The organism is Prosthecobacter sp., from assembly GCF_044232965.1.
In the GTDB taxonomy this organism is placed as follows: Bacteria; Verrucomicrobiota; Verrucomicrobiia; order Verrucomicrobiales; family Verrucomicrobiaceae; genus Prosthecobacter.
Genome location: NZ_JBIIKX010000012.1, coordinates 1 through 21,324 on the forward strand (window position 1 = coordinate 1; position 21,324 = coordinate 21,324).

The 21,324-nt window shown below is 60.6% G+C and carries 20 protein-coding genes and 2 tRNA genes; 10 read left to right on the forward strand and 12 right to left on the reverse strand.

The window, feature by feature from the left end; translation table 11 throughout:
* The 3 genes from ACILSI_RS07265 to ACILSI_RS07275 form a co-directional block, all read left to right on the forward strand.
* Positions 1 to 1,745: ATP-dependent RecD-like DNA helicase (locus ACILSI_RS07265; protein WP_395721198.1), on the forward strand; the 1,745-nt coding region annotated here is incomplete at its 5' end.
* Positions 1,746 to 1,802: 57 nt separating this feature from the next.
* Positions 1,803 to 3,164, forward strand: a complete 1,362-nt coding sequence (locus ACILSI_RS07270; RefSeq protein WP_395721199.1) for a Gfo/Idh/MocA family protein — start codon at positions 1,803 to 1,805, stop codon at positions 3,162 to 3,164.
* Positions 3,165 to 3,260: 96 nt separating this feature from the next.
* Complete coding sequence (locus ACILSI_RS07275; protein ID WP_395721200.1) at positions 3,261 to 3,824, forward strand: YqgE/AlgH family protein; 564 nt, start codon at positions 3,261 to 3,263, stop codon at positions 3,822 to 3,824.
* Positions 3,825 to 3,930: 106 nt separating this feature from the next.
* On the opposite strand, the gene ACILSI_RS07280 is transcribed toward ACILSI_RS07275, so the two are convergent.
* From ACILSI_RS07280 to ACILSI_RS07315, 8 genes are all read right to left on the reverse strand, one after another.
* Positions 3,931 to 6,414, reverse strand: a complete 2,484-nt coding sequence (locus ACILSI_RS07280) for a hypothetical protein (RefSeq protein WP_395721201.1) — start codon at positions 6,412 to 6,414, stop codon at positions 3,931 to 3,933.
* Entirely contained in the window at positions 6,411 to 6,983 is a 573-nt protein-coding gene (locus tag ACILSI_RS07285; RefSeq protein WP_395721202.1) for a hypothetical protein, read from the reverse strand. Before ACILSI_RS07285 ends, ACILSI_RS07280 begins: the two co-directional genes overlap by 4 nt.
* A 33-nt stretch (positions 6,984 to 7,016) precedes the next feature.
* Entirely contained in the window at positions 7,017 to 7,322 is a 306-nt protein-coding gene (locus ACILSI_RS07290; RefSeq protein WP_395721203.1) for an FmdB family zinc ribbon protein, read from the reverse strand.
* A 102-nt stretch (positions 7,323 to 7,424) separates the two neighbouring features.
* Positions 7,425 to 9,155, reverse strand: coding sequence for a putative manganese-dependent inorganic diphosphatase (locus tag ACILSI_RS07295; RefSeq protein WP_395721204.1), 1,731 nt, complete (start codon positions 9,153 to 9,155; stop codon positions 7,425 to 7,427).
* A 40-nt stretch (positions 9,156 to 9,195) separates the two neighbouring features.
* The gene (gene leuD, locus ACILSI_RS07300; protein ID WP_395721205.1) at positions 9,196 to 9,792 is read right to left on the reverse strand and encodes a 3-isopropylmalate dehydratase small subunit; all 597 of its coding nucleotides are present in this window, start codon (positions 9,790 to 9,792) and stop codon (positions 9,196 to 9,198) included.
* A gap of 47 nt (positions 9,793 to 9,839) precedes the next feature.
* The gene (locus ACILSI_RS07305; protein ID WP_395721206.1) at positions 9,840 to 10,628 is read right to left on the reverse strand and encodes a cyclic nucleotide-binding domain-containing protein; all 789 of its coding nucleotides are present in this window, start codon (positions 10,626 to 10,628) and stop codon (positions 9,840 to 9,842) included.
* Positions 10,629 to 10,681: 53 nt separating this feature from the next.
* Complete coding sequence (locus tag ACILSI_RS07310; RefSeq protein WP_395721207.1) at positions 10,682 to 11,329, reverse strand: family 16 glycoside hydrolase; 648 nt, start codon at positions 11,327 to 11,329, stop codon at positions 10,682 to 10,684.
* Positions 11,329 to 12,738: a PQQ-binding-like beta-propeller repeat protein gene (locus ACILSI_RS07315; RefSeq protein WP_395721208.1), complete on the reverse strand. Its 1,410-nt coding sequence runs from the start codon at positions 12,736 to 12,738 to the stop codon at positions 11,329 to 11,331. Before ACILSI_RS07315 ends, ACILSI_RS07310 begins: the two co-directional genes overlap by 1 nt.
* Positions 12,739 to 12,874: 136 nt before the next feature.
* Here ACILSI_RS07315 and ACILSI_RS07320 point away from each other — a divergent pair, with 136 nt between their 5' ends.
* The gene (locus ACILSI_RS07320; RefSeq protein ID WP_395721209.1) at positions 12,875 to 13,810 is read left to right on the forward strand and encodes a BPSS1187 family protein; all 936 of its coding nucleotides are present in this window, start codon (positions 12,875 to 12,877) and stop codon (positions 13,808 to 13,810) included.
* Positions 13,811 to 13,821: 11 nt separating this feature from the next.
* Here ACILSI_RS07320 and ACILSI_RS07325 read toward each other — a convergent pair whose 3' ends face one another.
* From ACILSI_RS07325 to ACILSI_RS07340, 4 genes are all read right to left on the reverse strand, one after another.
* On the reverse strand, positions 13,822 to 15,390 hold the full coding sequence (locus ACILSI_RS07325; protein WP_395721210.1) for a TIGR03790 family protein: 1,569 nt from the start codon (positions 15,388 to 15,390) through the stop codon (positions 13,822 to 13,824).
* Positions 15,387 to 16,163: an MBL fold metallo-hydrolase gene (locus ACILSI_RS07330; protein ID WP_395721211.1), complete on the reverse strand. Its 777-nt coding sequence runs from the start codon at positions 16,161 to 16,163 to the stop codon at positions 15,387 to 15,389. The genes ACILSI_RS07325 and ACILSI_RS07330 overlap by 4 nt, the downstream gene beginning before the upstream one ends.
* Before the next feature lie 142 nt (positions 16,164 to 16,305).
* Positions 16,306 to 17,658, reverse strand: a complete 1,353-nt coding sequence (locus ACILSI_RS07335; RefSeq protein ID WP_395721212.1) for a VWA domain-containing protein — start codon at positions 17,656 to 17,658, stop codon at positions 16,306 to 16,308.
* 16 nt (positions 17,659 to 17,674) lie between these two features.
* Positions 17,675 to 18,124, reverse strand: coding sequence for a thioredoxin family protein (locus ACILSI_RS07340; protein WP_395721213.1), 450 nt, complete (start codon positions 18,122 to 18,124; stop codon positions 17,675 to 17,677).
* Positions 18,125 to 18,409: 285 nt separating this feature from the next.
* Here ACILSI_RS07340 and ACILSI_RS07345 point away from each other — a divergent pair.
* The 6 genes from ACILSI_RS07345 to rplK all read left to right on the forward strand — a co-directional run bounded on the left by ACILSI_RS07345 (position 18,410) and on the right by rplK (position 21,320).
* Positions 18,410 to 18,484: transfer RNA gene (locus ACILSI_RS07345), tRNA-Thr, on the forward strand.
* Between the two features lie 75 nt (positions 18,485 to 18,559).
* Positions 18,560 to 19,744, forward strand: coding sequence for an elongation factor Tu (gene tuf, locus ACILSI_RS07350; RefSeq protein ID WP_395721214.1), 1,185 nt, complete (start codon positions 18,560 to 18,562; stop codon positions 19,742 to 19,744).
* 151 nt (positions 19,745 to 19,895) lie between these two features.
* Positions 19,896 to 19,971: transfer RNA gene (locus ACILSI_RS07355), tRNA-Trp, on the forward strand.
* A gap of 48 nt (positions 19,972 to 20,019) precedes the next feature.
* Entirely contained in the window at positions 20,020 to 20,238 is a 219-nt protein-coding gene (locus ACILSI_RS07360) for a preprotein translocase subunit SecE (protein ID WP_395721215.1), read from the forward strand.
* 38 nt (positions 20,239 to 20,276) lie between these two features.
* Entirely contained in the window at positions 20,277 to 20,846 is a 570-nt protein-coding gene (nusG, locus tag ACILSI_RS07365) for a transcription termination/antitermination protein NusG (protein ID WP_395721216.1), read from the forward strand.
* Positions 20,847 to 20,894: 48 nt separating this feature from the next.
* Positions 20,895 to 21,320, forward strand: coding sequence for a 50S ribosomal protein L11 (gene rplK / locus ACILSI_RS07370; protein ID WP_395721217.1), 426 nt, complete (start codon positions 20,895 to 20,897; stop codon positions 21,318 to 21,320).
* Positions 21,321 to 21,324 lie beyond the last annotated feature (4 nt).

Genomic DNA, 21,324 nt, shown 5'->3' on the forward strand with positions numbered 1-21,324 from the left:
GCATCGAGATCCGCGAGTCGTGGATGAAGCAGAAGTCGATTCACGCCATCATGCTGTTCCTGCATCAGCACGGCATCAGCTCCTCGCGGGCGCTGCGCATCTACAAGACGTATGGCGACGAGGCGCAGGCGGTGTTGAAGGAGAATCCGTATCGTCTCGCACAGGACATTCGCGGCATCGGCTTCAAGACGGCGGATGACATCGCCTATCAGCTCGGTGTGGCCGAAGACGCGCCGGAGCGCATCAAAGCCGGCATTTCGCATGTGCTCGAAACCGCCGCGCAAAACGGCCACTGCTGTTTCCCCGAGGTCAAAGCGGTTGAAAAGGCGCTGGAGCTGCTCGGGAGCGCGGATGCCCTCATCCGCACCCAAATCGAAGCCCTCACCACCAGCGACCAAATCGAGCGTCACGGCGAGTTCTTGTATCTGCCTTACCTCCGTGCGGCCGAGCAAAGCATCGCCGCGAGTGTGAAATCTCTCGCGGCGGTTCCCGCTGCCTATCCTCCCATCGACGAAGACGCCGCGCTGGCCTGGGTGATGAAGAAAACAGGCAAGGAACTGGCCGAAAGCCAGCAACGGGCCGTGCGTGAGGCTTTGCGGCAGCGATTGCTCATCATCACCGGTGGTCCTGGCGTGGGGAAAACCACCATTCTGCGCAGCATCCTGCTCATTCTGCAAAGCAAGCAGGTCAAACTCGTGCTCGCAGCACCCACCGGCCGCGCGGCGAAGCGTTTGAGCGAAAGTACCGGCTTGGAGGCCAAAACGCTGCACCGCCTGCTTGAATTCCAAGGTGAAGGCCAGTGGGGTCGGCATCGCGGCAAGCCGCTGGTCGGTGATTTGTTCGTCATCGACGAGGCGTCGATGATCGACGCGCCGTTGATGGCCCAATTGCTCTCCGCACTGCCGGAAGGAGCGCATCTGCTGATCGTGGGCGATGCAGATCAGCTCCCATCGGTCGGCCCTGGCATGGTGCTGCACGATTTGATCGCCAGCGGAGCCGTTCCGTGTGTGAAGCTCACCGAAATCTTCCGCCAGGCCGCCAGCAGTCGCATCATCACGAGTGCGCATGCGATCAATCGCGGCCAGGTGCCGGATTTGAAGCCCGCCCGCGGCAGCGACTTCTTTTTCCTCGAAGCCGCCGATGCGGAGGAGATTCGTGAATTGATCGTGCAGCTCGCCCACACGCGTCTTCCGGCGAAGTATGGCTTTGATCCGATCCGCGACATCCAGGTGCTCACGCCGATGAACCGAAACCTGCTCGGCACCGCCTCGCTCAATCACTCGCTGCAACTCGCGCTGAACCCGCCTAACGAGGTCAAATTCGAGATCGAGCGCTTCAATTCGGTCTTCCGCGTCGGCGACAAGGTCATCCAAACACACAACAACTACGACAAGGAAGTCTTCAACGGCGACATCGGCCACATCACCGCCATCGACGCTGATCCGGTGAAAATCCATGTGCGCTACGATGCGGGGCGCCTCGTCGAATACGAGCCGGGCGAACTCGACGAGTTGCAGCCCGCCTACGCGCTGACCATCCACAAAAGCCAGGGCAGCGAGTTCCCCTGCGTCATCATTCCAGTGAGCACGCAGCATTATGTGCTGCTGGAGCGCAGCCTGATCTACACCGCCATCACGCGGGCGAAGAAGTTGTGCGTGCTCGTCGGCGATGAGCGGGCGCTCTCACTCGCCGTGAGCAAACAGGAGAGCCGCAAGCGCTTCACAGGTTTGCGTGGAATGCTCTGAACAAACAATGATCAAAGTCGCGTAGGTTTGAGGCACTCAACCCAAACTCAGAAGAACATGCCTCATTCACGCCGCTCCTTTTTGAAGAATTCCACGCTCGCCTCCGCCGCTGCCGCCTTTCCGGCGTTCGTTCGTGGTCAAAACCTCAACAGCAAGCTGCAAGTCGCCTGCGTCGGCGTGAACGGCATGGGCTACAGCGATCTCCACAATGTGGGAGCGCATGCGGCGGTGAAGTTTGTGGGCTTCTGCGATGTGGACGCGAATCGTTTCGACAAGGCGGATGCCGAGTTTCCAAATGTGAAGCATTTCTCAGACTACCGCGAGATGTTCAGCGCTCTGGGTGATGGCGTGGATGCCGTGACGGTGGGCATTCCTGATCACATGCATGCGCCGGTGGCGGTGGCGGCGATGCAGAATGGCAAGCATGTCTATTGTCAGAAGCCGCTGGCGCACACGGTGTGGGAAGCGCGGCAGATGCGCCTGTGGGCGGACAAGAAGAACCTCACGACGCAGATGGGCAATCAGATCCATTCGTCCATCGAGTATCGCATGGGTACGCGTTTGATCAAAGAAGGCGCGATTGGCAAGATCAAGGAAGTGTATTCCTGGGTTGGAGTGACGGGTAACGAGCGCACGCGCATGTTCCAGCCGCCGCCATCGTCTCCAGTGCCGTCGAATTTAAACTGGGACCTGTGGATCGGTGCCGCGCCGATGCGCGAGTATGCGCAGGCCTATCATCCCTTCATCTGGCGCGACTGGCAGGACTTTGGCGGCGGCGGCCTGGGTGACTTCGGCTGCCACATCATGGACCCCGTCTTCACCGCGCTTGATTTGACCGCGCCGATCAGCGTCCAGGCGAAGAACAGCGGCATCAACAACCAGATCTGGCCCACCCACGAGACCATCAACTACGTTTTCCCCGGCACGCAGTACACCGCGGGCAAGACGATGAAGCTGACTTGGATGGATGGCGGCCTGAAGCCGAGCCACAAGCTGGCGCAGATGCCCGGTGACATTGATCTGCCGGGCAGCGGCAGCATTTTCATCGGTGAAGGCGGCACGATGGTGCTCGCGCATGTGGCGGGGCCGCGGCTTTACCCTCTCGACAAATTCACCGGCTTCAAATACCCCAAAGAAGAAGGCCGCAGCCACTGGCACACCTGGGTGGACGCCTGCCTCGCCGGCAAGAAGACTAGCGACGGCTTCCACTACGCCGGACCGCTGGCTGAAACCGTGCAGCTTGGCAATGTGGCCACGCGCCTGGCGATTCCGAAGATCGATCCGGTCACCGGACGCATGGAGGAGGCGAACAAGGTGCTGGAGTGGGACGCCGCGAATCTGCGCTTCCCGAATGCACCCGAAGCCGACAAGCTGCTGACGAAAACCTATCGCAAAGGCTTCGAAGTGGCGGCGGCGTAAAACGAAGTTTCCTGTGCGCTGGATTTGTGGGGCAACGAGTTGGAAAACTCGTTGTACAATTGAGTGTCTGGCGTAGTTATTGCGTCAGACATCGACATGAATTCGGAACCCACGAACGAATCATCGCCCTCTCTCAGCGGCCAGCTCCTGCTGGCCTCTCCTGCCCTGCATGACCCCAATTTCTCGCGATCTGTGGTCTTCATGGCTGCTCATAACGCGAAGGATGGTGCCTTTGGCTACATCTTGAACCGCCCGCTCGAGCAGCGCGTCTCCGACCTATTGCCAGACCAGGATCTCGGCTCGTTGGGAGAGGTGCCGGTCTTCATGGGCGGCCCCGTCGCCACGGACAAACTCGCTTTTGCCGCGCTGCACTGGAACAAGCGCCGCCGCACGCTGCGCTGCCAGACGCACCTCTCCGTGGCGGACGCGCTGCATGCGCTGAGCTTGGGGCATGATGTGCGCGGTTTCGTCGGTTACTCCGGTTGGAGCGGCGGCCAGCTCGAAAATGAGCTGGAGCTTCGTTCTTGGATCGCCACCCGTGCCCAGCCCCTCGTGCTCAGCGTCGAAACACCCGCCCAGATGTGGAGCGCGATCTTGGAGGAACTGGGGCCCGTGTACAAAGTGATGGCGAAGATGCCGGAGGACGTGGGGCTGAACTGAGCGAGATCGCAGTGTTTCGCCGCCAGTTCATTTTCGGCCCGTCTGGATCAATTTCAGAGGCCGAGGCGATGAGGGGATTTCATGCGTGGGCGTTGCTCTCTGCAGATTACTTCGAGAACTCCTGGTCGATGGCATCGAGGTATTTGGAGATGGGATCGGAGCGCGGAGGGAGCTCTTTTTCGATGAGCCTGGGCAGGTTGAGGAAGTCATCGAATTTGCCGGAGAGGCCGCTGCCCTGGCTGGCCTCAAACCAGTCGAGGTAGTCGCGCACAGCGATGGACTTTTGGTAGGCAATGAGGGTGAATTCGTGCAGCGCGGCGAGACGTTTGTCCATGTCCTTGGTTTTGCCTGCCTGGATGTCGGTGACGGCGGCGAGGTAGCCGGTGACGACAGGTCGGAAGAGGATGCTGACCCGCAGCTCAAGGGCACGCAGGGTGGCGATGTTGTGGTTGAGGATGGCAACGCGGTCCTCACGCTTGAGGATGTGCTGGTATTCTTCCAAGGGCAATTTGACGAGCACCAGGCCGGTTTTGGTCGGGACGGACGGCGGAGTGGGGGTCGGCTTGCTTTTTTTGGCAGCTTCAGCATCGGACTTTGTGGCGCTGGTGGGAGCTTTGGGTTTGGCGCGGGGCTTGGAGCTCTTCTTGGGTTCCGCCGTTTTCGGAGCTTCTTCTTTTTTGACTTCATCGGGCTCAGGCTTGCGACGGAAGAAATTGAAAAACGGTTCGGCGGTCTGGCGTGGGGCGGCGGGGGCGATCCACTGCCAGGCATCAGCCAAGGCGGGGGAGAGCAGACGCGCCACTTCGATGGGAGCTGCTGGCAGTAGTGAAGACTGGTCGCCTTTGACAGGTTTTTCTTCTTTCTTGATCTCGTCGGGCTTTTTGTCTCCTCGGAACCAATTCAGCGGGTTGAGCAAGGAGGGTTTCTTTTCTTCCACAGGCGCGGGGACATCTTTATCGGCGGTCTTGGGCTGTTCGATGGCCGCAGCCTTGGATTTTTCAGCGGGAGCGGCTTTTTCGTCCGGTTTCTTGTCGTCGCCGCCCAAGCCGAACATGCGGCCGATGAAGCCGGGTTTGTCCTCTTCCTTCGTCCCGTCGGATTTTTCAAGGGCTGCGATTTCAGCGGGCTTGTCCTGGGTTTTGGGGTCTTCCTTTGGCTCTTCTCCGGCAGAATCAGGGGGGCCAAGAAAGAGCAGACGCCGCCAGAGACTGCGTTTCGGCGGTTCCGATGTTTCGGCCGTTTCGGAGGAGGAGGGCGGTGCGTCGGCGACGGTTTGGCTTACGGTGCGCTCCTTGGTCCTGGGTGGAGTCTCTGTGGTGGTGCTGTGAGTGGGAAGTGACTCAGGTTTGGGCAGGCTGGAGGCCACGACGAGCGGCGGCGGGAGCACGAATGGGCGCGGCTTGATGTTCTGCGGCACCTCGTCGGCTTTGGCCTCGTAGTGGATGGTGATGGCGTCCTCAACGGCCTTTAGGCTTTCCGCCGGGGTGTATGGTTCGGCGATGCCGGGTTTGGAGAGGGCGGCGAGCTGGAGAGACCACCATTTGTTCAGGCTGGAGGCGGAGGCGGCGAAGCTGGGGAAGGCGGCGTTGAGCAGATCGCGCTCGGATCGTGGATCGCTGGCCAGGGCATTGAGGAATTTGTTGAAGCGCTTGGCACCGTCCGGCTGGTCCACGAGGGCGAGCACGAGGGCGCAGCAGGAGGTCTCGTAAATGGTGCGGGAGAGGCCGTCCATCTCGACCGGGGAGGCGGCGATGATCTCCTCAATGCCGTAGATTTTGCCACTGCGAAAGATGGTGGCGAAGATGGCACTGGGGCGGGCGCTGGCCTTGTAGTCCATGGCGTGCAGCACGCCGGTCATGACCCAGTCCGGGAGCAGTAGTCGGCCTTCAGGTGTGGTGATTTTCTGCTGGTTGCGCAGGACGCGCTCGGCCAGGAGGGCACGAACGACTTCCTTGCGCAGATCTTCCGTTTTCAGGCCGGGGCGCTCATTCACGGTGACCTGAAGGTGAAAACCTCCGTGGGTCATCTCGGTGATGGCGGTGGAGATGGTCGGGCTTTTCGATTTCAGGGCTTCGTCACCGGTGTTCAACAGCACGACGACGGGCAGCACCCAGGGCTCGCTGTCTTTGAGCACACGGCGCAGCTCCTGGGAGATCTCCTCGCAGCGGGAGGACATGGCGCTGCGCGTCTCGAACACCTTCCCATGAACGATGAACTGGCGACTGGTGCTGGTGGAGCTGGTGATGGGGAGCTTGTCCGAAGGCGCGGCGACGCGAGGAGCCTCCTGGACGGAAGACTGCTGCGTGGCGGCCTCCAGTGCCTGCATTTTACTGGGGGATGGAGCTGCTGACTGAGGCGGAGGTGCTGGGGCCGCTGGTGTGGCGGATTCCACTGGTTTCGCTGGCGCAGTGCTCTGCAACTGGCCTGGGAGCGGCGGGGGAGCGAAAGTCTTCGGAGTCTCGACGGCCGCAGCGGCAGCTTTTTGCTCTTTGGTCAGCGGCGGAGCCGGCGGGGCGGCTGTTTGGGCAGCGGCACACGAGAAGACGGTCAGAAAAATGCCCGCTTGGAAGAAGGAACGATGACGGATCATGCGGGTGGGAAGCGTGGGTCGAGCACGAGTTTGTCCTTGGCGATGGTGATCTTGGTCATTTGAAACAGCGCCCGGATTTCAGGATCGAGCGCCTCTGCAACAGCACGCAACACGGGATACAGCGGACGCATCATGCCGCGCGGCATGTCCAGATGGCCGTAAGAGCCGCGCAGCAGCTCGATGTGAAACTTGTCCTCGTCCCGGCTGATGGCGAGATCGACGCTGACGGTGCGGACATGGCCCTTAAGCTTCCAGACGAGAAACAAGCGGGCGCTGCCTTGCTCCAAGTCGAGGCGCGCGCCGTCAAACGCGGCCCAGTCGCCCAGCGGATTGGCAATCCTGGCCGCGAGCGTGGCGGCGAGATGGCGGTTCACCTCCGCCTCGCTGATTTCCATGATCGCCGCCCGTTTGATGGCCGTCTGGCGCAGCATGTCGAGCATGTCGTCGGCCTTCGCGTTGCTGGCCGACGGAGCGGTTGGCATGATGGCGGGGCGATGCGCGACCCAAGCCGCCCCGGCGAGTGCGCTGATCACGAACAGCCGCAGGATGTTGAGCAGGGGACGGATCACAGCGGTGAGGCGTGGGAGAAGTGGAGAGGCAGATCAGGCGGCAGTGCCGGTCTTGGGCGGCGGGGCGCTGGGCGTGCTACTGGTAGAGGCCGCAGTGCTCGTCGATGCGGACGCGCTTTCGGAATCCTTCTTCTTCGCCGCCTTGTAGGAATCACTGCGGTAGTCGGTGATGTAGAAGCCGGTGCCTTTGAAGATGAAACCGGCGCCCGCGCCGATCTTGCGCTTCACCGGGCCGGCGCAGTCCTGCTGCGGGCAGTCGGTGAGGTGCGGGTCTTTCATGGACTGTTTGGCCTCAAACTGGTGGCCACACGTCTGGCATTCGTAATCGTAAGTGGGCATGGGGGATAAAAGTGCGCGAGGGGTTGCGGAAACGCGCAGCGGGGTGGGAGTATGCCGCGCCGCGCCCTCTGCTGCAAAAGGATTTTCCCAGCCCGGCCGGGATCAGGGTGCCTCAAGCTTCGTGACGACGTGGCTCATGTAAGGGAAGAGCTGCTTTTTACGGCTCACCACCCCCGCCATATCATAGACGTGTTCTTTGGCCTGCGGGTAGTCGATGGCGTCGATGACGCGCTGATCACCGGCCACCAGCAGCACGCTGTGATGACGGGTGATGTCGGTGACCATGAGGCAGGCGAAATGCAGGTTGTGTTTCGTGAGCAGGGACTGAAGCGCGCCCTGCAACTCGGCCTCGCGCTTCCAGAACTCATCCAGGCCGAGTTCCTCGATCTGGGAGATGCTGATGTGCCAGCCGTTTTCCTCGAAGACCTTGCGGTCGCTCTCCAAGGCGCGGTCCGGCGTGTGCTCGCGCAGCATGGAGCCAGCGGCGAAGAAGTCCTTCACAAACTGGGCGCTGTCGATGCCGCCGATGCCCGCCAGCCATTCGAGGATTTCTTTGTCCGTGCTCGTCGTGGTGGGGCTGGTGAGATGCAGCGTGTCGGAAATGATGCCGGCGCAGAGGCAGATGGCCGTGGACTTGTCCGGCGCGGCATCACGCATGCGGTACATGATGCCGACGATGGTGGAGGTGCTGCCTACAGGTTCGTTGATGAAGCGGATGGGCTCCTTGGTGCGCAGATTGCCGCTGAGGCGGTGGTGGTCGATGACCTCGATGATCTCCGCCTCGTCCGCGCCCGCCACGGCCTGGGCGAACTCGTTGTGATCCACAAGCACGAGCTTCATGCGCGGCGGGTCGAGCAGGTCGGACTTGGAAAAGACGCCGAGCAGTTTCTGGGTCTCCTCATCGACGACGGCAAACAACGGCTGGCTGGAATGCTGCGCCGCCGGGACGATCTCCCGCAGCGGCGTGCGTGAGCCGAAGGAGAGAAATTCATGTGTCAGCGCCTCGCCGATGGGACGTGAGAAACGCAGGAGCTGCGAGGTGCTGGCCGTGTCATACGGCGAATAAATGATGGCAACACCCTTCTCAGCCGCCTGCGTGAGGATGCTGGCGGCGGCCTTGAACTTGCCGGTGATGATGAGGCAGCGCACGCCCATCTCGACGGCCAGTTCGTGAATCTCCGGACGGTCACCTGTGACGACCACGAGTCGGCTGGCTGGAAACTGCTGCGCACGTTTGCGTGTCGTCTCCATGCTGGACGCGGCAACGACGAGCACAAGATCCTGGATGGCCTCCAGCTCAGGCGCGGTGCCACCGACGATGCCGTCGAGCGCGTTGACGATGTTGAGCAGGCTCGTGCGCACCTCGCGGTTGGCGGCCACGGTTTTCTCATTCGTCTGCGCCGGCAGGAAAAGCTGCGCCAGTTCCTGGATCGCCGGAAGGCCGAGCAGCCGGCCCTCTTCATCGACGATGGGGATGCTGCGGAAGTTGTGATCCATCATCATCCGGTAAACGGAGAGGAAGGTCTGGTGCGCACTGGCGGTGAAGACATCCCGCCGGCAGATGGTGGAGGCGGTGGGGCGCACATCGAGCAGCAGCTTCGGCGCGGACACGCCGGCGGTCTGCAGCACCCAGTTCGTGCGCACGCTGACCTCGCCACAGCACGCGGCCTCGGCCTTCATGCCACGCACATCACGCAAAAACGCCGCGTAGCCGATGGCGGAGCAGATCGCGTCCGTGTCGGGGTTGCGATGGCCGATCACATGGATCGTGTCCGCCGAGGTGGTCTGCTTGGCGGATGACGAGATGCGGATGGTGTTATCAGAGGTCCGCATTCGTCATTCGGATTGCGTCATTCGGCCGTTTTCATCCGGCTCAGGCAAAGCCCAGCGCGGTGATGCGCGCATGCACGGCGTCCTTGTTCTCCAGAAGCTCGGCGATGGGGTCCCACTTGCCGCTGGTGAGCGCCTCGTGGGCCGTCGTGGGCAGGGTGACAGCGATCTCCTGGTCCTCAAAGAACACCTTTCCAGCGGCGACGTCGATGGTGACCTCAAGCTGCGGGTTGCGCTCGATCTCCTTGGCAAGCACCTGGATGTCCGCGCTGCTGGCGCACACGCAGGGGATGCCCAGCGTGGTGCAGTTGCCGAAAAAGATCTCCGCAAAGCTTTCTGCGATCACCGCCCGGATGCCGAAGCGATACAGAGCCTGCGGCGCATGCTCGCGGGAGCTGCCGCAGCCGAAGTTCGTGCCGGAGAGCAGAATGTTGGCGCCTTTGAAACGCGGATCGTCGAGCGGGTGGCCGGTGGGCTTGCCGTCCTTGTCGAAACGCACGTCGTAGAAGGCGAATTCGCCGAGGCCGTCAAAGGTGACACACTTCATGAAGCGTGCGGGGATGATGCGGTCGGTGTCGATGTCCGAGCCGGGCACATAAACGCCGCGACCGGCCACTTGGGTGATTTTTGCGAGAGCCATGAGGGCGGCGATGCTAGCAGCGAATGCGACGGACGCAAGGACGCGGCTTATTGCAGTTCCTCAATGGTGAGCGTGAAGCGGTGCGGGCTGTCGGCGTTGCCGAGGGTGATCTTGTTCTCACCGGTCTGCAACGCGCTGGAAATACAGCCGGCATCAACGGAAACATGCGTTCCGTTCACCCAGCTGCCCAGCTTGCTGCCACGGTCACGCAGGATGAAACGGCCCTGCTCGAAGTCGATCTCGCAGTGGTTGCGGGAAAGCTGGTAGGGGTGCTGTTCCTCAATGGAAAGATCGTTGCGGGCCAGGGAGGAGACTGCGGTGTCAAAGTAAGCGCGACCGATGCGGAAGGGCAGTTTCGTGATGGTTTTGCTGACCGGCTCGTGATTGAGGCCGGTTCCATCGGCCTCGGAGCGCAGTTTCACACGGAAGACGGGTTCCTTGGGCACCGGAGCCGCCTTCGGCTTCACTTGGAGAGGCACGGTGGCGTTGGTGCTCGTGGTGAGTAGCAGGTCGGTCTTGCGGATGCGTTCGAACAACGTGGCGAGATAGACGTGGAGGCGGTCAGGCCGCTGGACGATTTGGTGCTCGAAATCATCCTCGCTGATGACCTCCGCAGTGGTGTTTTCCAGCGCGGTGGCAGTGGCGCTGCGAGGGCGGTCCATGATCATGCCCATCTCGCCAAATATCTCGCCCGCGCCGATCTTGGCGAGGGGCTGCACGCCGTGGGAGGTGTTGATCGTGATCTCGACCAGACCGTTGACGATGAAATAGGCCTCTTGGGACTTGTCACCCTCACGAAAAATGACCTGACCTCGTTGGAAATGTTCGGTTGCCATGTGAGTGGATGGTACCGGGTGGCATTCGGAGGTCAAGCTCCGCGTCTGCAAGACTACAGACGCCGCACCACGACACCTCGGACACGCGCCCAGGTGGCATAGGTGGTAAAGCCGAAGGGGGTGCATTTTTCGATGTCACCGGCCCGTAGGCCGAGCTTACGGCCCTTGGTGCTCACGTTCACGAAGAGTTTATCGTTGATCCAGGCCCGCAGGTCATCATCCCGCACCTCGACGCGCACCTTGTGCCATGCGTTGTTTTTGAAGAAGGCGTTGCCGGTGGTGGCGTTCTCGCTGGCGTCGAGGTCGTCGATGCTGGAGATGCCCACCAGCGTGCCGCCCCAGCCGCCGATGACGAGCGTGACGTGCGAATCGTTGACTGGAAAAGTCACGCTGCCGAAAAAGTCGTTTCCCTCCACGCGCATGGCCTCGTACTCAATGGCGTAGCGCGAGCGCGGCATCCTGACGCGATGCCAGGCTTCAAACCGTGCTCCCGTCATCGGCTGTCCCGCATCCAGAGTGATCTCACCCGCCTTGATCGTGACCCGGCCTTCCTCCTTGATGCCTGCGGCCTGCCAGGATGATTCAAACTCATCCGAAAGCAGCTTCCACTCACCGCGAGGCGGCGGCCCGCATTGTGTGAGCACAAAAAAGAGGCAGAGCCCTGCGGCCCTGCCTCCGAAGCGCTTGAGAGTCTGAATCATCAGTTTTTCACGTCGTAGCAGGAGATGAACTCCTGGTCGCGCAGGTAGAGCTTGCCGCCGGCGACGACTGGATGCGTCCAGATCTTGCCCTTGGGATTGCGCTGAGAGGAGGTGGCCTCAAGTTTGAAGCTGCTTTTCTGCTCCCAGCCTTTTTTTGAGACTTCCACCAGGGCCACGGTGCCGGTGTCTTCGGACAGGCAGTAAAGCATGCCGTCAGCGGAGGTGACGGCGCCTTTGCCGATGCCTTTGTCCTGCCAGACGATCTCGCCGGTTTTGAAGTCCTGGCAGGTCCAGCCGCCCTTGTCCGAATGACCGTACAGCAGACCGTCGATGAGGATCACGCCGCCGTGGTGATTGACCATGTTGGTGTTTGAGTAAAGATCGGTGGCAGTGTTGCCGTCGAGCTTGATCGACTTGCAGCCGACACCATAACCTGCCGCGACGTACACCTGGCCGTCTTTGAAGATGGGAGTCGGAATGACGGCGGTCTTGCCGGGGAAGTCAGACTTCCAGAGCACTTTGCCCTTGGTGGAAACGCCGACAATGCTGTTCATCAGGAGCTGCACATACTGACGCTCACCGCCGTGGTCGATGGGGATGATGGAGGAATACTGCGCGTTTTCAGCGACATCGCTAGTCTGCCATTCCACCTTGCCGGTTTTCGCGCTGAGCGCGGCGATGGCTCCTTTGCCGCCGCCGGGGGTGACGATGACGAGACCGCCATCGACCAGCGGGGATTCGGTGTAACCCCAGCCCTGGAGCTTGCCGCCGAGATCTTTGACGAGGCTCACGGTCCATGACTGCTTGCCGGTTTCCGCGTTGACGCAAACAACGTCACCATTGCCACCGATGGCATACACCATGCCATTGACGACGGTGGGTGTGGTGCGCGGGCCGTCGCCCCAGCCGTTTTTGTAGATCGCGCCCACAGGAGATTCCCAGACTTTTTTTCCGGTGGAGGCGTCGAGGCAGATCACTTTCTCCTCGGCGTCGAACAGACCCATCGTGTAAATCTTGCCGCCTGAGATGGCGAAGCCGGAATAGCCGAGGCCGGCTTCCTCGCTCACCCACGCGCGCTTCGGTCCGGAGTCAGGCCATTTTTTGAGCAGACCGGTCTCCGTGGAGATGTCATCGCGGTTCGGGCCGCGCCACTGCGGCCACTCACCTGCGGCGGCAGCGCCGCCACCCGAGGCTCCGCCGAGCAGCGCCTGGTCCTCTTTGCTAAGGCTGGCCACGGGCAGGGTGATGATGGTGCCGTTCTCGCGCTTCAGGGTGACTTTGCCCGCCTTGACGCCGACGAGTTCGGCCTTGATCTCATGGGTGCCGGTGGCGTCCTTCCAGGTGCGGATTTCAGCCTGCACGGAGAGCGCGAGGCAAAGGGAAAACAATACAAACGTGGTGTTCTTCATGGTGGTGGTGTGATTTGGCAGCTCCGATCAAACGGGTGATGTCGCCTGGCTTTTAGCATGAACTGCCATTTTAGGATACTCGCCATTTTGAACAGGTGGCATTGACTTGGTGGCGGGCGCTTGCTGGAATGGCCGGATGAAGGCACGAACAGCCATTGTCACCCTGGCATTGATCACGCAGGCCGCATGGGCGCAGCAGCCGAACGCAGGCAAACCCATGGCGGTGCTGCCGAGTCTCACGGACCCGGCCATCCAGCAGTTCAACGGTCCGCATTCATGCATCGAGCCGACGGCCGCCCCACGCGGCGAGCTGCTGCTGTTCTTGCCGGGCACGAATGCGGAGAGCGGCAGCGGTGCGCTCGCTTTCCGCCAGACAGCGGCGGCCTGCGGCTACCATGTCATCTCGCTGATGTATCCGTGCGACATTGCCGCGCAGCAGGCCTGTCGAAATGATGAAGACCCGACGTCGTATGGAAGGTTCCGCCTGGAAATCCTCAGCGGCAGGGATTTGTCCCCGCATGTGCAGGTGTCGGTGACGGATTCCGTCTTCAACCGTCTGACGAAAGTTATCCAGCATCTCGCGAAGAAGCGCCCGAGGCAGGGCTGGGGCCAGTATTTGGATGGCGAGACGATTTTGTGGCAGAAGATCGTCGTTTCCGGGCAGTCGCAAGGCGGCGGGCATGCGGCGATGATCGCCAAACAGCACCTCGTGGCACGCGTGATCATGTTTGGATCGCCGAAGGACTACAGCGTGAAACTGCAAGGTCCGGCGAAGTTTTACGGCCCACCACAGAAGACACCGCTGCTGCGTTATTTCGCCTTCAACCATGCGCAGGACAAACAAGGAGCCTGCACGCCTAATCAGCAGTGGGAAATCCTGCGGCTGCTGGGCTTCGATGACTCGAAAAAAGCGGTGGTGGATGGCGCGCAGCCTCCGTTCGGTGGTGCGCAGGTGCTGCTGACGAACAAGCTGCTGCCGGACATGGCGATGCTTAAAATTCACAATGCGGCGCTCACACAGCGTGAGTTTGAGCCGGTGTGGAAATATCTGCTCACGGCTCCGGTGCCGTGAAATGAGGCGGCTTACCCACCCAGCTCCCTGAGCAGGGATTCAGCGGCGGGAAGGGCGGGCTGATTCCTGAAGACGTCATCTTTGAGTAGTTCGCTCAAGATTCGGCGGGCGGTGTCGGCTTCTCCGGCGCGGCGGAGCATTTCGGCGCGGTACAGACGCAGCCGCAGAATCTCGGTGACATCCCGGGCGACGATCGCGGCGTGTTCGAGGAGCTCGATGGCCTCGTGATGGCGTGACTGGAGCGCGGATAGGAGTCCGGTGAGTTCCAGCAGAAGCGGTCGCTGGCGTTTCACGGCGTAGTCGGACAGCGCGGTCTTGACGTGGGCGTCACTCTCGGCGGCCATGCGCTGCACCATGCCTTGATAGAGGGCATAATCACGCTCAGAGCCTTCACCAAGCTTTGCGCCGAGTCCTTTGCCGTAAGGACGATAGAGAGGATCGCCGAGCATGACGTTCATCCATGAGAGGGCGGGCGTGGCGTTCCATGCGGCCTCGGCCACGGTGAATCCTTCGAGCAGGCGCTTGTTGAACACGTCGAAGTGGATGGTGAGCGAGAGATACGGCTCAAACACATTGCCAAAGGTCACTGCCGCCCCTTTGGCGAGCAGCGGGCCTGCCCAAGCCTGACCTGATGAGCGGAGGACACTGGCGCTGAAGGAATGCAGGTGGCAGGCGATGGCCCCGCGCTTGAATCGAAACGTCGGTGAGGCGACCGCCCCGGAGATGCGGTCTGTGTACCAGCCGAAATACAGAATCGTGTCCGGCAGCGGCCAGTCCTCGCGCAGCACGGCCTCGGCGCGGTCGATGAACACGGGAATGCCGGCGCGTTTGTAAATGTCAGCGCTGCGTTTCAGCCAGTCCTCGCCTTCCTGATACACGCCGTTTTTTTGAGCGAGGTCGATCAAAGCACGGCCGCGCAGCCCGTTTTGTTCGGCAAAAAGAGCGTCATCAATCATCCGCCGCACGGTTTCATCATCAGGACCGTCGAGCCTGCCGATGAGCAGCATGCCGCTGGACTGCTGCGATTGTGGGAAGCGCGAGGGCTGGTCGAAATACGGATTGCGCAGGCCGCCTTTGAGCGGCGGCTGGTTCAAGCCGAGCACGGTGAGCTCGGAATCCACGCTCGCTTCGTCCTCCTCGGATTGTTTGGGTTTCTGGAACTCACGGCGCACTTGAAAAGGCACGCCGCGCATCAGCACGAGCACACGCACACGGGCGGGCTGGGGGGACACAGGAGCGCGGGCGCCGTCCTCGGCGGGCGGCAGCTCCGGCAGGGGAGGTTCGGCGATCCACCAGCCCCTGCCTTTGAATGTCTGGAGCAGAGGTTTGCGCAGGAGCGTGTCAAATTCGGTCCGCGACATCGAATCCTCCTGCGGACAGCGCAGGCCGATGAGGCGGTCTTTGGGGATGCCGCGTTTTTGCGCGTAATACTCCGCCAGCGCGGCGGAACCGGGAAAGTCAGGATTGAAAACGACCGCAGTCTCGGCTGCGGCGTCCCACTCGGCCGGTGCCTGCTGCGCATGCAAGCTGAGACCGAGCGCCGTCAGCAGAAGGGAAAGGCATGCGGCACCGGTTTTCATGACCATTCAAGTTTGAGGCCGTCGTAGGCGATGTTCACGCCGGGCGGCAGCTTGGGATCCTCGATCGCGTGCATGATCTCGCACTGGATGTGCGTGAACCAGGTCTGGCGCGGCTGGATTTCGCGCTGCACGGCCAATGACTCTTCGAAATTCATGTGCGTGGGGTGCGGGGTGTGGCGCAGGGCGTCGATGATGAGCGTGTCCACCCCGCGCAGAGCTTCGAGAGCCTCCGGCTGCAGCGTCTTGCAATCCGGGATGTAGGCGCAGAGTTTTTTGCCGCCGCGTGAAAACAGGTAGCCGATGGTTCTGACCTTGCCATGCAGCACGGGCAGGGGAGTGATCGTGGTTTCGCCGAGATGAAACGGGCCGTGGACCGGCTTGGGGAACGGCTTGAGATAGCCGCGGTAGCGATTTTCCCCGTTGAAAGCGTAATCGAACATGCGCTCAAGCACGGCGATGCATTCATGCGTGGCGTAGATGGGCATGAAATGATCTGTCTCGACGGTGAAACGTCGCAGCTCATCGAATCCGGTGAGGTGGTCCATGTGCGGATGCGTGAAGAGGGCCGCGTCGATCTGCCGGATGTTTTCACGCAGGCATTGTGCGCGGAAATCTGGCCCCGTGTCAACCACCCAGGCGGTTTCCGGCGTGCGAATGTAAACCGAGCAGCGCAGCCGCTTGTCATGCGGGTCCAAACTGCGGCACACGGCGCAGTCACAGCCAATCACCGGAATCCCGACCGATGTGCCGGTTCCAAGAAAGGTGAGCTGCATTTCCATGTGAGGTGATGAGTGAACTCTGGAGTGTTAGCCGCGAATCAAGACTTTCACAGGGGTTCTGCCATTCTGGACAGATTTATCCCGGCTTCCGGCCGCGCTCTCACCAGTGGCCACTTTTTTGTCTATAGGCGCGAATTCACGGCGGGATGGTGAAGACGCCGCCGCAGGCATTGGCGATTTGCTGGAGCAGCGAGGGCTGGTCGAGGGATGCGGCGGGTTCTTCGCCGATGCTGATGGTGTGAATGCGGGTTTGAAATTTTTGATGGATGATGCGGGCGAGGTCGAGCACCTGCTCGGGGGTACCGTCGCTGGGTTCGCCATCACTGAGGAAGTAGATGGCGTCGATGTCACCTGAGGGCAGCATTTTCGTCAGCGCGTAGGTGAGGGCCTCGCACATGGGGGTGCCGCCGTCGGCCTGGATGCGCTCGACGAAACGCACGGCCTGCTTGTGGTTTTTTTCGTCATTGGGCTCGATGCCACGGGCTGGGAAGCAGGAATCGACGGTCTCACCGAAGGTGAGGATGCCGTAGCGCAGTTTGCTGGACTTGGTCTGCATGGCGGTGAGCAGGTTGCCCATCTGCGCCTTGAGCTTGTTGATGCGGTCGTCAATCGTCATGCTGCCGCTGACGTCGAGGATGAAGAGGGCGGCCTTGGCGCGGAACTGCACGCCGTAGAACGAGTCCATGTTCATGGCGGGATCGTCATTGAGCGGCTTGAGCAGTTTTTGCAGCTTCAGATAATCGGCGTAATCGGCGGAAGAATGAGTCTGCCAGGGAATGCGGGCGCCTTGCTGCGTGAACCAAGCCTGCCATTTGGCTGTGTCCTCACCGAAGTCCTGGCCGGTGAGGCGGTAGAGCGAGCGGCGGACGTTCGGGCCGATGGCCTCGTCATTCCAATGAGGAAGCAGCGCGTTGAATGCCATCGCGTGATGCATGCCGCCGAGCGCGTCGGCGGCGCAGGCGCGAATGACGTGGGCGTTGGCGGGATCGAGCATGGAGGCGACGCGGGTGACGACGATCTCGGGATTGTCCCGGAAGGCGCCGAGCGCTTTCGCGGCAAGAGCCGCAGATTCGGCTTTTTTGACCTCGGAGAACGGTCCCTTGACTTGATTGAGGATGTTCCAGAAGAACGCGCGTGCTTCGAGCAGGCCGATGGAGGCAAAAAAATGGAGTTCGTCATCTCCGCAGGTGGGATGTTTCAGCAGCCAGTCGGCGAGCGTTTTGCGTCCTTCTCCTGCCTGCCATGAAGCGACGATCTCGGCCAAGCGAAGCTTGATGCCGAAGCCGATTTTTTTATCGCTGACGAGACTGAGCACGGTGTCTCCGGCCAGTTTGCTGGCGTGGAGATCTTTGAGCGGGGCGAGGGCCTCCTGATTGCCGGCACGGATGTTTTTGACGACGCTTTTGAGCAGTGTTTCCGTCTCATCCACCGCAGGCAAGGGAAGGGCAAGTGTTCCCCAGGCCAGGCAACATGACAGAACGCGGCGCATGGCTGGGGAAGGAGAGTTATTTCGCCGACTCTTTGCCAGGGGTCTTGACCTTGTCCTTCAACTCATCCAGCAGCGTGGCTTTGTAGCCGATCCAGCGGGCGGCTTCTTTGCCATCGCTGTCGAGCAGGATGATGGTGGGATAGCCGCTGATGCCATACTTGCTTTTCAGGCTGTCGTTTTGTTCCTTGGTTTTCTTCGGCAGGTTTTTCCCTCGTGGATAGTCGAGTTCGACCAGCACAAGGTTTTCCTTGGCAAACTTTTTGAAAGAGGGCTTGGAGAAGACCTCCTCGTCCAGCTTGATGCAGTAGCCGCACCAGTCGGAGCCGGTGAAGTCGAGCAGAACCATTTTTTGGTCTTCCTTCGCCTTGGTGAGGGATTTTTCATAATCGTCATCCCAGCCAGTCTTGGCCAGGGAGGCTGAGGTGACCGTGAAGAGGGCGAAAACGGAGAGGATGAATGTTTTCATAGGTGGTTGGGCAGGTGTGAGGCTAAAAGCAGCCCTGAATTAAGCCAAGATCAAAATCGTGTGTTTTGGGTGCAGGGTGTGCGAGGTGGCCGTCTGGCTCAAACCAAGTCTTTCGCAAATATTGGGAATAATCTTTGACAGAACCCCCCACCGTCCTACTATCGCGCACTTTTTCGGTCCAAAAGCCGGGGCGTACTGTCTTCAGACACCAGTCTGTGAGATTTGCATTCCCCGGTTTTCTTGTCGAAAGAGGAGGAGGTTTCTCACGAGGCCGCCGCCGGTTACGCTGTTATAGCTCAGTGGTAGAGCACGTCCTTGGTAAGGACGAGGTCGAGGGTTCAAGTCCCTCTAACAGCTCCAGTGGCAAACTGTGGGGATCTTCGAAACACGACAAACGAACCAGTCCCAAGCGCACCCCCTCAACTAACCTACTCCATGGCTAAAGAAGCATTCCAACGCAACAAGCCGCACGTCAACATCGGCACGATTGGCCACGTTGACCACGGCAAAACCACCCTGACCGCCGCCATCACGACCGTCCTTTCCAAGAAGGGATTCGCCCAGGCGAAGGCATATGATCAAATCGACGCGGCTCCTGAAGAAAAAGAGCGCGGCATCACGATCAACACGGCTCATGTGGAGTATGAAACCGACAAGCGCCACTACGCGCACGTCGATTGTCCCGGACACGCCGACTATGTGAAGAACATGATCACCGGCGCCGCCCAGATGGACGGTGGCATTCTCGTTGTTTCCGCCGCTGACGGTCCGATGCCCCAGACCCGTGAGCATATCCTGCTCGCCCGTCAGGTTGGCGTGCCCGCCCTCGTGGTGTTCATGAACAAGGTGGACATGGTGGACGATCCTGAGCTCCTCGACCTCGTGGAGATGGAAATTCGCGATCTCCTTTCCAAGTATGACTTCCCGGGTGACGACATCCCGATCGTGAAGGGCTCCGCCCTCAAGGCGCTCGAAGGTGACGCCGAGCACGAGGCCAACATTCTGAAGCTCATGGATGCCGTGGACAGCTACATCCCGCTGCCAGAGCGTCCGATCGACAAGGACTTCCTCATGCCTGTGGAAGACGTGTTCGCCATTGAAGGTCGCGGTACCGTCTGCACCGGCCGTGTCGAGCGTGGCATCGTCAAGAAGATGTCCGAAGTAGAGATCGTCGGCATCCGTCCGACCGTCAAGACCACCGTCACCGACATCGAAATGTTCCGCAAGCTGCTCGACGAAGGTCGTGCGGGCGACAACGTGGGCCTCCTCCTGCGTGGCACCAAGAAGACCGACATCGAGCGCGGTCAGGTCATCGCCAAGCCCGGCTCCGTGACTCCTCACAAGAAGTTCACTGCTGAAGTGTACGTCCTTTCCAAGGATGAAGGCGGCCGTCACACGCCGTTCTTCAACAATTACCGCCCGCAGTTCTACTTCCGCACCACGGACGTGACCGGCAGCGTGAAGCTTCCTGAAGGTGTCGAAATGGTGATGCCTGGTGACAACGTCTCGATCGAAGTCGAGCTGATCACCCCGATCGCCATGGAAAAGACCATCCGCTTCGCCATCCGCGAGGGTGGTAAGACCGTCGGTGCTGGCCGTGTCGCCACCATCCTCGACTAAAGTCCGCGCAGTTCGTTTGTCTCGAACCCCGCCGGGTCTGGCGCACAGGCCCGGCGGTGGTTTCGTCTCCCACCCGGGACGAAGCGGGGCCGCGAGCTTGCAAACTGTCACTCATCCGTTATTCATTCCGGGAAGCGTTTTCGCTCAATACAGGTCAGTAGCTCAATTGGTAGAGTAGCGGTCTCCAAAACCGTTGGTTGTGGGTTCGAGTCCCTCCTGGCCTGCCAAGCGAAAAACCCCGGGAATCATCTCCGCAGAAAGTTGAAACGCTTCACATGAGCCGCATCCGCAAATACATCAGCGAAGTCGCCCTGGAACTCAAGAAGGCCACCTGGCCCTGGGATCCGAAAGAAAAGGGCTTCGCCAAATACCGCGAACTGAATGAATCCACCGTGGTGGTCTTCATCGCGATGATCCTGCTCGGAGCCTTTGTGGCCGCTTTCGATGTCAGCTTCAAGTGGGCCTTTGAGGCCGCTCAGAAGATTGGCATGTAATTTTCAGTTTCCCCAACCCCTTTTTCACCCGACCTCCTATGGCAGCCATCCCCGCAGCCCGCGACCAGTGGTTTGTTATCCATGTTCGTTCCGGCCTTGAACAGAAGGTCCGTGACAGCATGCTCCGCCGCATTGAGAAAGAGGAGATGGGGGATTATGTCTTCCAAGTGCTCGTGCCGATGGAGCGCGTGGCCGAGGTCAAAAAAGGCAAGCGCTCCGAGAGCAATCGCAAGTTCTTCCCCGGCTACGTCATCGCCAACTGTTACCTTCTCGACGAGCACAACCGCCTCGTGGACAAGACCTGGTACTTTGTCAAGGAAACCGACGGTGTCCTGAACTTTGCCGGTGCCAAGGATCATCCCATCGCCATGCGCGCTAAAGAGGTCGAGGCCATGCTTTCCCAGGTCCGTGACAAGGACGAGGGCGCAGTGCCAAAAATCGCCTTCAATCTGGGCGACACAGTGCGCGTCGCTGACGGTCCGTTCGAAAGTCAGACCGGCACCGTGGAGGAAATCGACCCCGAACGCGGCGTGCTGCGCGTCTCCGTCAACATTTTCGGCCGCTCCACTCCGGTCGATCTCGAATACTGGCAGGTGGAAAAAGCCTAGAGCCGCCAGACTCACTGATCTTCATCTCAAGCAAGGAACACACACAACATGGCCAAGGAAATCATCAAACAAATCAAGCTCCAGATCAAGGCTGGCGCCGCCAACCCCGCACCGCCCATCGGCCCTGCTCTGGGCCAGGCCGGGGTGAACATCATGGCGTTCTGCAAGGAGTTCAACGCCGCCACCGCGAAAGCCGGTGGTGATGTGCTGCCCACCGTCATCACGGTTTACAAGGATAAGAGCTTCACCTTCATCACCAAGCAGCCGCCTGCTTCCAACCTCCTCAAGAAGGTGGCGAACATCGCCTCCGGCTCTGGCGAGGCGAACAAGAAGAAAGTCGCCAAGATCACCAAGGCCCAGCTTCTCGAAGCCACCAAGATGAAACTGGCCGACCTTAACACCACCGACCTCGAACGCGCCTCCCGCATCATGGCAGGCACCGCGCGCCAGATGGGCATCGAAATCGCCGAATAACATC

Coding starts and splice junctions, on each gene's coding strand:
- ACILSI_RS07270 (WP_395721199.1), top strand. CDS start 1,803: ATGCCTCATTCACGCCGCTCCTTTTTGAAGAATTCCACGCTCGCCTCC.
- ACILSI_RS07275 (WP_395721200.1), top strand. CDS start 3,261: ATGAATTCGGAACCCACGAACGAATCATCGCCCTCTCTCAGCGGCCAG.
- ACILSI_RS07280 (WP_395721201.1), bottom strand. CDS start 6,414: ATGATCCGTCATCGTTCCTTCTTCCAAGCGGGCATTTTTCTGACCGTC.
- ACILSI_RS07290 (WP_395721203.1), bottom strand. CDS start 7,322: ATGCCCACTTACGATTACGAATGCCAGACGTGTGGCCACCAGTTTGAG.
- ACILSI_RS07295 (WP_395721204.1), bottom strand. CDS start 9,155: ATGCGGACCTCTGATAACACCATCCGCATCTCGTCATCCGCCAAGCAG.
- leuD (WP_395721205.1), bottom strand. CDS start 9,792: ATGGCTCTCGCAAAAATCACCCAAGTGGCCGGTCGCGGCGTTTATGTG.
- ACILSI_RS07305 (WP_395721206.1), bottom strand. CDS start 10,628: ATGGCAACCGAACATTTCCAACGAGGTCAGGTCATTTTTCGTGAGGGT.
- ACILSI_RS07310 (WP_395721207.1), bottom strand. CDS start 11,329: ATGATTCAGACTCTCAAGCGCTTCGGAGGCAGGGCCGCAGGGCTCTGC.
- ACILSI_RS07315 (WP_395721208.1), bottom strand. CDS start 12,738: ATGAAGAACACCACGTTTGTATTGTTTTCCCTTTGCCTCGCGCTCTCC.
- ACILSI_RS07320 (WP_395721209.1), top strand. CDS start 12,875: ATGAAGGCACGAACAGCCATTGTCACCCTGGCATTGATCACGCAGGCC.
- ACILSI_RS07325 (WP_395721210.1), bottom strand. CDS start 15,390: ATGAAAACCGGTGCCGCATGCCTTTCCCTTCTGCTGACGGCGCTCGGT.
- ACILSI_RS07330 (WP_395721211.1), bottom strand. CDS start 16,163: ATGCAGCTCACCTTTCTTGGAACCGGCACATCGGTCGGGATTCCGGTG.
- ACILSI_RS07335 (WP_395721212.1), bottom strand. CDS start 17,658: ATGCGCCGCGTTCTGTCATGTTGCCTGGCCTGGGGAACACTTGCCCTT.
- ACILSI_RS07340 (WP_395721213.1), bottom strand. CDS start 18,124: ATGAAAACATTCATCCTCTCCGTTTTCGCCCTCTTCACGGTCACCTCA.
- tuf (WP_395721214.1), top strand. CDS start 18,560: ATGGCTAAAGAAGCATTCCAACGCAACAAGCCGCACGTCAACATCGGC.
- ACILSI_RS07360 (WP_395721215.1), top strand. CDS start 20,020: ATGAGCCGCATCCGCAAATACATCAGCGAAGTCGCCCTGGAACTCAAG.
- nusG (WP_395721216.1), top strand. CDS start 20,277: ATGGCAGCCATCCCCGCAGCCCGCGACCAGTGGTTTGTTATCCATGTT.
- rplK (WP_395721217.1), top strand. CDS start 20,895: ATGGCCAAGGAAATCATCAAACAAATCAAGCTCCAGATCAAGGCTGGC.